Origin of the sequence: Klebsiella sp. EMBS2024, from assembly GCF_036233805.1 — a bacterium.
Taxonomy (GTDB): Bacteria; Pseudomonadota; Gammaproteobacteria; order Enterobacterales; family Enterobacteriaceae; genus Klebsiella; species Klebsiella pneumoniae.
In genome coordinates this window covers 2512200-2524651 of sequence record NZ_JAZARW010000001.1, presented here as the reverse complement: position 1 = coordinate 2524651, position 12452 = coordinate 2512200, and the positions used below count along the sequence as shown (strand labels likewise).

Below are 12452 nucleotides of genomic sequence, written 5' to 3'. Positions count from 1 at the left end.
CGGCGAAGCGTCAGGAGCCGGTCTTTTGCGGTTCCGCAGGGGCGGGGTCGTTAGCCGCGGGCGCCGCAACAGGTTTGTCCTGCGGTGAAGGGGTTGTCGCCGGACGGGTAGCGGGCAGCGCATCGCAGGGTTTCTCCTGCGGGCAGATCAGATCCAACATCTTCAGAGTGACGCCGTTGGTCCAGCCAAAGCCGTCCTGCAGCGGATATTCCCCGCCGCCGCCGCCGGTGCCGGTCGAGCTCACGTCATACTTCTCCACCAGCTTTTGCTTACTGTCATAGGTATGCTGCACGTTGGTCAGGAAGCGCCAGGTGACCTCCATGGCGATCTTCTGCTGACCATAGTTTTGCAGCCCCTCGACCGCCACCCACTGCAGCGGCGCCCAGCCGTTGGGGGCGTCCCACTGCTGGCCGCTGTTGACGGTGGTGGTGGTCAGCCCGCCGGGTTTAAGCAGGCGCGACTCGGCGGCGGCGGCCACTTTCGTCGCCCGCTCGCGTGACGCGGCATTGACGTACAGCGGGAACAGCGCCGCCGCGGTCAGTTGATTGCGCACCTTGTGGGTTTTCAGATCGTAGTCGGCGTACCATCCCTCTTTATCATTCCACAGGTATTTCTCGATGGCCTGCTGGCGGGCGTTAGCCAGCGCATCGTACTGCGTAGCGCCAGCGCTGTCCCCGGATGCCTTGCTGGCGCGGGCGAGGGTTTTCTCCAGATGGAACATCAGGGCATTGAGATCGACCGGGACAATCGAGGTGGTGCGAATGGTGGCGAGCTGCTGCGGATTGTCCATCCAGCGGGAGCTGAAATCCCAGCCGGAGGCGGCGGCGGAGCGCAGGTCGCGATAGATCTCGGTTGCCGGACGATTCGGGTTGCTTTTGGCGGTTTTGACGTCGTCAAGCCAGGACTCGGGACGCGGGGTGTCGTTATCGTCCCAGTAGCGGTTGAGCAGCGCGCCGTCCGCCATCCGCACCGCCCGTTTGTCGGCGCTGCCGGGAGCCAGCGCGTCCGCTCCGGCCATCCAGTAGCGATACTCTTTCTCCAGCTGCGGCTGGTAGGTTTTCAGCACCTGGTCGCCATCGTGCGTCGCCAGCAGGCTCACCATAAAGGAGAAGAAGGGGGGCTGCGAACGGCTGAGATAATAGGTGCGGTTGCCGTTGGGGATATGGCCCCAGGCGTCAATTTCTGCGGCGAAGTTGGCGACCATATCCTCGACTTTATCCCAGTGACCGCTTTCGGCAAGACCCAGCATGGTGAAATAGCTGTCCCAGTAATAGACTTCGCGGAAACGTCCTCCGGGCACCACGTAGGGCTTAGGCAGCGGCAGCAGCGAGTCCCATTTTTCCACCTCGACGGTGCTGCGGGTCAGGACCGGCCACAGGCCATCGATATGTTGACGCAGAGTTTGCCCTTTGGGCGGCACATAGGTGTCGTTCTCTTTCGGCAGCGTGAAGTTCAGTTCGACGAAGTGGCGCAGGTCGAAGCTGGCCTGGTTTTTTTGCATCCGGTAATCGGCAAGGATCATCAGCGGATCGCTGTTCGGAATGGCGTCAGCGAACGTTTTCTGATCAGAAAACAGTTTCGCGCTCTGGACATCATTGAACAGCGGGCCCAGCAGAATATCCGGCGAGGGGGGCGGCGCGGTTTTGCCGTCTTCCGCCTGAGCGTTCAGGCTCATCAGGGCGATCAGAGCGCCGCCGATCGCCAGGCGCAGGGAACAGGGCAAAGCAGCGGGACGACGTGCATCAGTACTCGTCATGGGGAGTTCTCCTTATCATTATCGACTGCGGGCCACGACGTTTGGCCATCCAAAAACCTTAGACGAATATCTGCCGCTGCGCGTGTCAGGGGTAACATTTTGCGCGAAAACAGAGGATTTACCTGCCAGGTCTCCTGAGACCGCCGCGGGCTGGGCCGCCTGGCTGAGGGCGCTGGCGTCCACGATGGCGCAAAAAACGTCGCCCTGCCTCACGACGGTGCAGCCGCCGCCGGGCGCGGGCGGCTGTTTTGGCGATTTTTTGCACAACCAGACGGCGGGGCTGAACCGATTTGCACAACGCCGCGGCGGCAGAGGACCTGGCATAATTAATGCTTATCTCTTATCGGGATTACCACAAAGTGAGTACAACCGGAGGGGATAGCCATGATTAAAATTACGCTACCTGACGGGCATTATTATGACGAGATGCTGACCGCGCAGGGTGAACAGCGGCCGCACTATAATGCCTGGTGGCAATGGTTTCGCAACACCGATCAATTCTCTATCCGGCAGAAAAAAGCGCAAGCGGAACTGCTTTTTCACCGTATCGGCATCACCTTTAACGTGTACGGCGAGGATGAGGGAACCGAGCGGCTGATCCCGTTTGACAGCGTGCCGCGGATCATACCCGCCGGGGAGTGGCAGCGCATTGACCGCGGCATACGCCAGCGGGTGAAAGCGCTGAACGCCTTCCTCTATGACATCTATCATGAGCAGAATATCCTGCGCGCAGGGCTGATCCCGGCCGAGCAGGTGCTGGCCAACGAGCAGTATCAGCCGTGCATGCAGGGCATCAACCTGCCAAACAATACCTATGCCCATATCACCGGCGTCGATATGGTGCGCAATAACGACGGTCAGTACTACGTGCTGGAGGATAATCTGCGCACGCCGTCCGGCGTCTCCTACATGCTCGAAAACCGTAAGATGATGATGCGCCTCTATCCGGAGATGTTCGAGCAGCATCACATTGCGCCGGTGGAGCGCTACCCAAGCTACCTCCTGCAGACCCTGCGCGAAAGCTCGCTGGTGGATGATCCCTGCGTCGTGGTGATGACCCCGGGTCGCTTCAACAGCGCCTACTTCGAGCACAGCTTCCTGGCGCAGCAGATGGGGGTCGAGCTGGTGGAGAGCGCCGATCTGTTTATTAAAAACGGCGCGGTGTATATGCGCACCACCGAGGGGCCGCGGCGGGTGGATGTGATTTATCGCCGCATCGACGACGCCTGGCTCGACCCGCTGGCCTTCCGCGCCGATTCGATGCTCGGCGTCCCGGGGCTGCTGTCCGTCTATCGCGCCGGCGGCGTAGTGCTGGCCAACGCCATCGGCACCGGGGTGGCTGACGACAAATCAATCTATCCGTACGTCCCGGAGATGATCCGCTTTTACCTCGGCGAACAACCGATCCTCAGCAATATCCCCACCTGGCAGTGCCGGAAAGCGGAGGACCTGCGCTACGTGCTGAGCAATCTCGAGCTGATGGTGGTCAAGGAGGTCCATGGCGCCGGGGGCTACGGCATGCTGGTCGGCCCGCGTTCCACCAAAGAGGAGCGGGAGGCCTTCCGCCAGCGCCTGCTGGCCAATCCGGCCAACTATATCGCCCAGGACACCCTCGCGCTGTCGACCTGCCCCACCTTCGTTGATGAAGGGCTGTCGCCGCGACATATCGATTTACGCCCCTACGTGCTGTCCGGGCAGGAGATGCGGCTGGTGCCCGGTGGCCTGACCCGCGTGGCCCTCACCGAAGGGTCGCTGGTGGTCAACTCGTCGCAGGGCGGCGGAACCAAGGATACCTGGGTGATGGAGGATGACGCATCATGCTAAGTCGTACGGCGAGTGAACTGTTCTGGATGGCCCGCTATCTCGAGCGGGCGGAGAGCTACGCCCGGGTGCTGGACGTGACCTGGAAATTATCGATGATCCCCCGTCACAGCCAGCAGTCGCGGGATCTGGCTCTGCCGCTGAATTTGTCGATGACCCACGAGTTGTTTCAGGCGCGCCATGCCCGCTTTACCATGAGCAATCTGCTCAACTTTTTTGCCCTTGATGGCAACAACCCCTGCAGTATTTACAGCTGCGTGGAGATGGCGTGGAACAATGCGCACGCCGTGCGCGGCAGTCTGTCGGCCGAAGTGTGGGAGAGCATCAATGCCACCCGCATTGAGCTGCGAAGCCTGCGCCAGCAGGGGCTGGGCGAGCTGGGGAGCGACGGCTTTTTTGAGTGGGTGAAAGAGCGGGTGCATCTGTTTCGCGGAGCGGTGATAGGCACGCTGCTGCGCAACGACGCGCTGAGCTTTATCGGTATCGGCACCCTGATTGAGCGCGCCTTCGCCACCACCCAGCTGCTGCTGATTAAGGATCAACAGCTGACCAACGACCCGGATCCGGTGCGGGAATACTACCGGCTGGATACCCTGCTCAATGCGGTCAGCGCCCGCGAAGCCTACAACAGCCTCTACCGCCAGCCGGTCAGTCGCGAAACGGTGATGGAGCTGCTGATCCTGCGCAACGATATTCCGCGTTCGCTGCGCGCCAGCATTGCCGACCTGGTGGGCGAGCTGGAGAAGATCGCCAACGACCGCTCCTATCAACCGCTGCGCCTCGCCCATCAGCTCAACGTTGACCTGCGCTTCAGCACCCGTGACGACCTGGCGCAGGCGGACCTGCAGACCACCCTTAACGGGCTGCTGGCGAGAATTAACGCGCTGTCCGACAGCATCAGACAAACCTACCTGGAGGCCTTATGAAACTGGTCATCGATCATCTCACCCGCTATGGCTACGATGAAGAAGTGAAGTTTTCCACCCAGTATCTGCGCCTGACGCCACGCAGTACCGCCCGGCAGACGATCACCGCCTGGACGCTGACCCTGCCGGACGGCGCGGCGGTGACCACTACCGACGGCTGGGGCAATGTGCTGCATGTGCTGACGCTGGATAACCCGCACAAGGAGATCACCATCCGCGCCAGCGGGATTGTCGATATCGCCGACGAAGGGGAGGAGACGCGTGATGAAGAGGCCGAGCTGCTGTCGCCGCTGGTTTTTCTGCGCTGTACGCCGCTAACCCGCGCCGATACGGCGATCCGTGAGTTTGCCCAGCGCCTCTATCGTCCCGATGCGGCGGAAGAGAGTCTGAATCAACTGATGGCGGATCTGCTGTTAAGAATGCCATACTCCCCCGGCGCGACCCAGGTGCAGGACTCCGCCGCCGACGCCTTCGCCCGCGCGAAGGGGGTGTGCCAGGATCATACCCATGTTTTTCTCGCCTGCTGCCGCGCGCTGGAGATCCCGGCGCGCTACGTCAGCGGCTATGTCTACAGCAATAACGCCCAGCATGTGGCGATGCACGCCTGGGCGGAAGTCTGGCTCGACGGCCGCTGGCTGTCGTTTGATATCACCAATAATACCCGTCGCCTGAATCAGCATTTACGGCTGGCGACCGGGCTGGATTATCTCGACGCCTGCCCGGTACGGGGCACCCGGCTGGGCGGCGGCGGGGAGATTATGTTAACTAACGCTGAAGTGCGCGAACACAGCCAGCAGGCGCAGCAGCAATAATACGGGAATAACCGCAATGACCTACTGTGTGGCCATGTGCCTGGCGGATGGACTGGTGTTTGCTTCCGACTCCCGCACCAATGCGGGCGTCGACCATATTGCCACTTTTAAAAAGCTGCACGTTTTCCATCAGGAGGGGGAACGGGTGCTGGTGCTGCAATCCGCCGGCAATCTGGCCACCACCCAGAGCGTGATAAGCCTGCTCAGCGCGCGCATCCGTACCCAGCAGGAGCCGAATCTGATGCAGGTCACTTCCCTCTACGACGCCGCGATGCTGATCGGTAAAACGCTGCTGGAGGTGATCCAGCGCGACAGCAGCAACCAGCAGACCTGCAGTAACACCAACTTCAACTGCAACCTGCTGCTTGGCGGCCAGATCGCCGGCGAAACTCATCGTCTGTTCCATATTTATCCGGAGGGCAACTTTATTGAAGCCACCCGCGACACGCCTTATTTCCAGATTGGCGAAAGCAAATACGGCAAACCGATCATCGATCGGGTGCTGACCATCGACACGCCGCTGGAGCAGGCGATGTGCTGCGCGTTGATCTCCATTGATTCGACGCTGCGCAGTAATCTGTCCGTCGGCCTGCCGCTGGATACGCTGCTCTACCGCAGCGGCAGCTTCAGCGCCGGGCAGCATCGCATCACCGACAGCGATCCCTACTTCAACCGCATTCGCAAGGCGTGGTCCGAAGGGCTGTTGCACACCTTCCAGACTCTGCCGACCTGGACGCCAGTGGAGCGGGAAGAGGAGTAGTCGCTGTGACGCTCCGCCGGTATCGTCGGCGCGAAGGCGGGTAAGGCGCTGGAGTCCTTTAGTATCCTCGACCTGGCGGTAAAATTTCAGCAACAGCGGTAAATAAATTAACGACAGGCCGCACGGATTGTAGGCCGGGCAAGGTGTCGCCGCCGCCCGGCACAAAAGCGACGCCGCTGTCCTTGTCCGGCGGCGCTGCGACTGCACCGGCCTGGATGGCCCGGGGAGGGGTTATCCCGTAGGCCCGGCAAGCGCAGCGCCGCCGGGCGATGGACCTGTTTAAACACCGCCAACCTGTTGCGCCATGGACGGTATTCTCTTTGCCCTGTTGAACACAAACGCGCTTTTTGGCAAAGCTAAGTCAATTAAATACTTTGTTATTTAACGTGTTATCTCACATCTTCGGAGGGAATGAGGCAACACGGCAAGGTATCGGAAGTGGCGGAAAAGAAGACGGCTGTCTATGTGGATGACCAACAGCGCATCCTGATCCGCCAGCTGGCGCGCAGCTGGCTGTGGCGCAGCGAGCTGCCGACCTGGCTGCTGATTGTGACGGTTTACGGCGGCTGGTTTGCCTGCGTGGCGGGCTGGCGGACGCTGGGACTGTTTCCGGCCACGCTGCTGTTGATCTGGTTTACCGCCTGGTATATGTCCTTACAGCATGAGCTGATCCATGGGCATCCCACCCGGCTGGCATGGTTTAACCAGCTGTTGGGGACGCTGCCGCTGGCGGTCTGGTATCCCTATGGCGTCTACCGCGACAGCCACCTGGCGCACCATCGCAACCATCTGCTGACGCACCCTGAGGATGACCCCGAATCGTACTACGTAACGGCGGAAAGCTGGCAGCGCTTCTCAGCCTGGCAGCGCCGCCTTATCCACCTGCGCAACACCTTCTGGGGGCGTCTGCTGCTGGCGCCGATGATGGATATTATTCACACCCTGAACAGCGCGCTGTGGGCTTTCCACGAGGGCGACCGCCGCGCTATCGCCATGTGGAGTCTGCATCTGTTGCTGCTGACGGGCCTGCTGACCTGGATGGCGGCGCAGGGTTTTTCTCCGCTGTGGTTTGTGCTGGCGGTGAGCTACCCGGCGCTGGCCCTGACCAAAGTACGCTCTTTTCTCGAACACCGCGCCGCGGATGACCCGCTGGCCCGCTCGGTGATCAACGAGGCCGGGCTCCCCTGGCGGGCGCTGTTCCTCAATCTCAACTACCATGCGGTGCATCATGATCTGCCAGGGGTCCCCTGGTACGCTTTACGTCAACTGTATCTGCATCGCCAGGCGGCGTATCTGCAGCGTAATCAGGGGTTCCTGGTGCGCGGGTACGGCGAGTGGCGACGCCATTTTAGCCGCCGGGCGGTGGCGGTGAACGCCCATCCGGGCTTTGGCGAGCAGGCGCAGGCGGGAGGAGAACATGGCTGAACGCATGACCTTTCCGATGTATGCCATCCACCGTCAACAGACCCAGGCCCTGTGGCAGGCGGTGCAGTCGCTGTTGGCCGAACGCGGCGTGATGGTGGCGGGGGACCCTCCGGCGGCTGACCCCGGGGATCTGCTGGCTCACTGGCGCCAGCCGACGCTGTTGCTGAGCCAGACCTGTGGCTACCCGCTGGTGACCCAATTGCCGGAGGTGCAGACGGTGGGCTGCTTCCACTACGCTGCGCCCGGTTGCGAAGGGCGCCGCTATCGCAGCCTGCTGGTGGTCCGCGAAGCGGATAGCCACCGGATGCTGGGGGACTTTTTGGGCCGTCGGGCGGTGTGCAATGCCGAGCACTCGCAGTCCGGCTACAACGTACTGCGTAAAATGGTCGCGCCGCTCTCCCGGGAGGGGCGTTTTTTTTCAGCGGTGATGTTCAGCGGCAGCCATCGGCAGTCGCTGCGCGAACTGCAGCAGGAAAACGCCGATATCGCCGCCATCGACTGCGTGACCTACGCGCTGCTGCAGCGCTATCAGCCGCAGGCTCTGGCTGGCCTGGTGGCGATCGGCTGGAGCCCGGCCGCGCCAGGGCTGCCGCTGATCACCGCCGGCGTCACCCCAGCGGCAACGCTGAATAGCCTGCGCGAGGCGCTCCAGCAGCTGGTAAGCGATGATCGCTATCGTTCCCTGTGCGACGCCTTGCTGATCTGCGGCTATAGCGATATGTCGCGGGAGGCCTATGCGCCGCTGCTGGCGTGGCGGGATGAGGCCGCGGCGCTGGGGGTCAGCCAGCTATAGGCGAAATGCCCGGGCCAGCGATCTGCGCCGGGGCGGGCTATAGCGGCTGGTCCCACGGCTGGGCGCTGAGATCCATTCGCAGATAGGAAGAGAGCAGGTCGACAGCCAGCTGGTCGCTCATCAGCTGCTCGTTAAGCTGCTGGCGCAGCCGCGGGATCATCTCTTCACGATAGGCCGGGTCGTTGTTTTATGGATTTGTGATCGGCAACACAAATGACTCTCCAATGGCCGTCGTAAAAGATAAATTACCAGGGTTGATTTTAATCAAAGTATGACCAACTGTGCTATGGCGGAAAAAAGATCGCTGCCTATCGCGACCCAAAAGAAAAATTGTGAATTTAATGTTTCTTTGGTGTAAATAATGACCGTGCATTTTCCCCAACCGCCGGGGATAAAATGTGATGCCCGACCGGCTTGTCGTTAAATAATGGCGTTTATTACGTCTGCTTTTTATTCTTTACAGCATTAATTTAATTTTCGGCTTTCTTCTCACCCTGATAGCGCGGGTCGAATAACGTACAAAAGGCGTATTTTTTATCGCCATTTCGCCGTCGATGTTATCGCCATCAATTATTTTTATCCCCGCATTCGGCCACGGCAAAAGGCGCGCAAATAGCGGTCATGATGCTTTTAATATATTGATTTTACTTTACTTATTCTGGCTCGTGGATCCTGCTTATCCGCCGCGGCGGAGCCTTTGTGAGAGCTCTCACATAACCCGGCAATTGCGATTTGTTACACTTTCCGCCGTCAACAAAGGAATGAAAGTGAGACGCGATGAATACTTTTTCTCTGCCTAAAACACAGCATCTGGTAGTTTTCCAGGAAGTGATCCGCAGCGGGTCAATCGGGGCCGGAGCAAAAGCGTTAGGACTCACTCAGCCGGCGGTCAGTAAAATTATTGGCGACATGGAGAGTTATTTTGGCAGCGAATTAATCGTCCGGCGAAATACCGGCGTCTCGCTCACCGAGGCCGGGCAGGTATTTCTCAACTGGTCAGAAGCGATCACCCGTGAAATGAAAAATATGGTCAATGAAATGAATGCTCTGACCAACAGCGCGGTGGTGGATGTCTCCTTTGGTTTCCCTTCGCTGGTCGGGTTTACCTTTATGTCGGAGATGGTGCATCAGTTTAAAATGACTTTCCCCAAGGCGCGGGTCTCGATGTATGAGGCGCAGCTCTCCGCCTTTTTGCCGGCAATCCGCGACGGGCGCCTCGACTTCGCCATCGGGACGCTGAGCGATGAGATGAAACTGCAGGACCTGCACGTCGAGCCGCTGTTTGAGTCTGAGTTTGTGCTGGTGGCGAACCGGGCGCGGATCGGCAACGGCACCGTCCGCCTGGCCTCGCTCCAGCACGAGCAGTGGGTGCTGCCGGAGACCAATATGGGCTACTACAGCGAACTGCTGACCACCCTGCAGCGCAGCGGTATCCGCCGTGAAAATATCGTTAATACCGATTCGGTGGTGACGATCTATAACCTGGTGCTCAATGCCGATTTTCTGACGGTGATCCCCTGCGACATGACCACGCCGTTTGGCTCGAGCCAGTTTGTCACCATCCCCATTAAAGAGGCCTTGCCGGTGGCGCGCTATGCGGCGGTATGGTCGAAAAATTACCGGTTAAAAACCGCCGCGGCGTCGCTGGTGGAGATGGCGAAACACTATTCCTCGGGGCAGGGCAACCGCCACTGGCAGCCATTACAAATTATTGCGTAACTGAAAGTCGTTAAATAATCCAACACACGTCCTCGCTGTTATCAGCAGGATGACGCCCGGTCATTGACTTTATATTCAGATACAGAGGCCATAATGCATATTACCTACGATCTTCCGGTATCTATTGACGATATTCTCGAAGCGAAACAACGCCTCGCGGGAAAAATATATAAAACAGGCATGCCCCGTTCGAATTATTTTAGCGAGCGCTGCCAGGGCGAAATATTTCTTAAATTCGAAAATATGCAGCGCACGGGTTCATTTAAAATTCGCGGCGCCTTTAATAAACTGTGCGGTTTAACCGCGGCGGAAAAACGCAAAGGGGTGGTGGCCTGCTCAGCGGGCAACCACGCCCAGGGCGTCTCGCTCTCCTGCGCCATGCTCGGCATTGACGGGAAAGTGGTGATGCCGAAAGGGGCGCCGAAATCGAAAGTTGCCGCCACCTGTGATTATTCGGCGGAAGTGGTGCTACATGGCGATAACTTTAACGATACCCTCGCCAAAGCCAGCGATATTGTTGAACTTGAGGGCCGCATTTTTATTCCCCCCTATGACGACCCGCAGGTTATCGCCGGGCAGGGGACTATTGGACTCGAAATATTAGAAGATCTGTATGACGTGGATAATGTCATCGTGCCCATTGGCGGCGGCGGCTTAATTGCCGGCATCGCGATTGCGATTAAATCCATTAACCCGACAATCCGCATTATCGGCGTGCAGTCAGAAAATGTTCACGGGATGGCCGCCTCCTGGTATGCCGGGGAGATCACCAGCCATCGCCACGCCGGCACCTTAGCCGATGGTTGCGATGTCGCCCGGCCAGGGAAACTGACCTATGAAATCGCCCGCCAGCTGGTGGATGACATCGTCCTGGTGAGTGAGGACGACATTCGTCAGAGCATGGTCGCCTTAATTCAGCGCAATAAAGTGATCACCGAAGGGGCCGGGGCGTTGGCCTGCGCCGCGTTATTAAGCGGCAAACTCGACAGCTATATCCAGAACCGCAAAACGGTCAGCCTGATTTCCGGGGGCAATATCGATCTCTCCCGGGTATCGCAAATTACCGGTTTTGTTGACGCTTAATTCAATACATAAGTGAGGACAGGATATGAGTACGACTGAGAGCATTGCATCCAGCCAGACAAGCCTTTCGTCCTGGCGTAAATCTGACACCACCTGGACCCTGGGCCTGTTTGGCACCGCTATCGGCGCCGGGGTGCTGTTTTTCCCGATCCGCGCCGGCTTCGGCGGGCTGATCCCGATCCTGGTGATGCTGGTGCTGGCCTATCCCATCGCCTTTTATTGCCATCGGGCGCTGGCCCGGCTATGCCTGTCGGGGGCTAACCCCTCCGGCAATATCACCGAAACGGTGGAAGAGCATTTTGGCAAAACCGGCGGGGTGGTGATCACCTTTCTGTACTTCTTCGCCATCTGCCCACTGCTGTGGATTTATGGCGTCACGATCACCAATACCTTTATGACTTTCTGGGAGAACCAGCTGCAGATGCCGGCTCTCAACCGCGGGGTGGTGGCGCTGCTCCTGCTGCTGCTGATGGCGTTTGTCATCTGGTTTGGTAAAGACCTGATGGTCAAGGTGATGAGCTATCTGGTGTGGCCGTTTATCGCCAGCCTGGTGGTGATCTCCCTGTCCCTGATCCCCTACTGGAATAGCGCGGTGATTGACCAGGTCAACCTCAGCGATATCGCCTTAACCGGTCACGACGGCATTCTGGTGACGGTATGGCTGGGCATCTCCATCATGGTGTTCTCCTTCAACTTCTCGCCGATCGTCTCCTCGTTTGTGGTCTCCAAACGCGAAGAGTATGAAGCGCAGTTTGGCCGCGAGTATACCGAACGCAAATGCTCACAAATCATCTCCCGGGCCAGCATGCTGATGGTGGCGGTGGTGATGTTCTTCGCTTTCAGCTGCCTGTTTACCCTCTCACCGCAGAACATGGCGGACGCCAAGGCGCAGAATATCCCGGTGCTCTCCTATCTGGCGAACCACTTTGCCTCGATGTCGGGCACCAAATCCACCTTTGCCACCCTGCTGGAGTATGGCGCGTCGATCATCGCCCTGGTGGCCATCTTCAAATCGTTTTTCGGCCACTATCTCGGCACGCTCGAGGGGCTGAACGGTCTGATCCTGCGCTTCGGCTATAAAGGGGATAAAACCCGGGTCTCCAGCGGCAAGCTCAATACCCTGAGCATGGTGTTCATCATGGGATCGACCTGGGTGGTGGCGTATGCCAACCCCAATATCCTCGACCTGATTGAGGCCATGGGCGCGCCGATTATCGCCTCGCTGCTGTGCCTGCTGCCGATGTACGCCATTCGTAAAGCGCCTTCGCTGGCCAAATACCGTGGCCGTCTCGACAACCTCTTTGTGACCGCTATCGGTCTGCTGACCATCCTCAACATTGCTTACAAACTGTTCTAA

General features: G+C 59.1%; 12 protein-coding genes and 1 pseudogene. 10 read left to right on the top strand and 3 right to left on the bottom strand.

The features are described 5' to 3' along the window. Positions 1-10: 10 nt before the first annotated feature. Complete coding sequence (locus VZP09_RS11605) at positions 11-1756, bottom strand: alpha,alpha-trehalase (RefSeq protein WP_032438235.1); 1746 nt, start codon at positions 1754-1756, stop codon at positions 11-13. Between the two features lie 184 nt (positions 1757-1940). On the opposite strand from VZP09_RS11605, the pseudogene VZP09_RS11600 reads away from it, so the two are divergent. The 7 genes and pseudogenes from VZP09_RS11600 to VZP09_RS11570 form a co-directional block, all read left to right on the top strand. Further along, positions 1941-2069 (top strand): annotated as a pseudogene (locus VZP09_RS11600) (biopolymer transporter TonB); the annotation flags it as partial. Between the two features lie 71 nt (positions 2070-2140). Next, the gene (locus VZP09_RS11595) at positions 2141-3580 is read left to right on the top strand and encodes a circularly permuted type 2 ATP-grasp protein (protein ID WP_004180417.1); all 1440 of its coding nucleotides are present in this window, start codon (positions 2141-2143) and stop codon (positions 3578-3580) included. After that, positions 3574-4503 carry an alpha-E domain-containing protein gene (locus VZP09_RS11590; RefSeq protein ID WP_004184646.1) on the top strand — a complete coding sequence of 310 codons (930 nt, stop codon included), beginning with the start codon at positions 3574-3576 and terminating at the stop codon, positions 4501-4503. The genes VZP09_RS11595 and VZP09_RS11590 overlap by 7 nt, the downstream gene beginning before the upstream one ends. Further along, positions 4500-5315 (top strand): transglutaminase family protein, encoded by an 816-nt coding sequence (locus tag VZP09_RS11585; protein WP_004145495.1) that lies wholly within the window; start codon positions 4500-4502, stop codon positions 5313-5315. Before VZP09_RS11590 ends, VZP09_RS11585 begins: the two co-directional genes overlap by 4 nt. A 16-nt stretch (positions 5316-5331) precedes the next feature. Then, a complete protein-coding gene (locus VZP09_RS11580) occupies positions 5332-6075 on the top strand; it encodes a proteasome-type protease (RefSeq protein ID WP_328795151.1) in 744 nt (247 codons plus the stop codon). A gap of 438 nt (positions 6076-6513) precedes the next feature. Beyond that, on the top strand, positions 6514-7500 hold the full coding sequence (locus VZP09_RS11575; protein WP_032415179.1) for a fatty acid desaturase: 987 nt from the start codon (positions 6514-6516) through the stop codon (positions 7498-7500). Continuing rightward, the gene (locus tag VZP09_RS11570; RefSeq protein WP_016531139.1) at positions 7493-8293 is read left to right on the top strand and encodes a phosphate/phosphite/phosphonate ABC transporter substrate-binding protein; all 801 of its coding nucleotides are present in this window, start codon (positions 7493-7495) and stop codon (positions 8291-8293) included. The genes VZP09_RS11575 and VZP09_RS11570 overlap by 8 nt, the downstream gene beginning before the upstream one ends. Positions 8294-8330: 37 nt before the next feature. Here the strand turns inward: VZP09_RS11570 and VZP09_RS11565 are convergent, their stop codons facing one another. Together VZP09_RS11565 and VZP09_RS11560 are read right to left on the bottom strand one after the other, a co-directional pair. Then, on the bottom strand, positions 8331-8453 hold the full coding sequence (locus tag VZP09_RS11565; RefSeq protein WP_004145488.1) for a nitrilotriacetate monooxygenase: 123 nt from the start codon (positions 8451-8453) through the stop codon (positions 8331-8333). Between the two features lie 297 nt (positions 8454-8750). Further along, the gene (locus tag VZP09_RS11560; RefSeq protein ID WP_004219597.1) at positions 8751-8894 is read right to left on the bottom strand and encodes a hypothetical protein; all 144 of its coding nucleotides are present in this window, start codon (positions 8892-8894) and stop codon (positions 8751-8753) included. Between the two features lie 176 nt (positions 8895-9070). Between VZP09_RS11560 and tdcA the strand changes: the two genes are divergently transcribed. The 3 genes from tdcA (at position 9071) to tdcC (ending at position 12452) form a co-directional block, all read left to right on the top strand. After that, positions 9071-10012: a transcriptional regulator TdcA gene (tdcA, locus tag VZP09_RS11555; RefSeq protein WP_002910764.1), complete on the top strand. Its 942-nt coding sequence runs from the start codon at positions 9071-9073 to the stop codon at positions 10010-10012. Positions 10013-10105: 93 nt separating this feature from the next. After that, positions 10106-11095 carry a bifunctional threonine ammonia-lyase/L-serine ammonia-lyase TdcB gene (gene tdcB, locus VZP09_RS11550; protein WP_002910762.1) on the top strand — a complete coding sequence of 330 codons (990 nt, stop codon included), beginning with the start codon at positions 10106-10108 and terminating at the stop codon, positions 11093-11095. A 25-nt stretch (positions 11096-11120) separates the two neighbouring features. Further along, a complete protein-coding gene (tdcC, locus tag VZP09_RS11545; protein WP_004145486.1) occupies positions 11121-12452 on the top strand; it encodes a threonine/serine transporter TdcC in 1332 nt (443 codons plus the stop codon).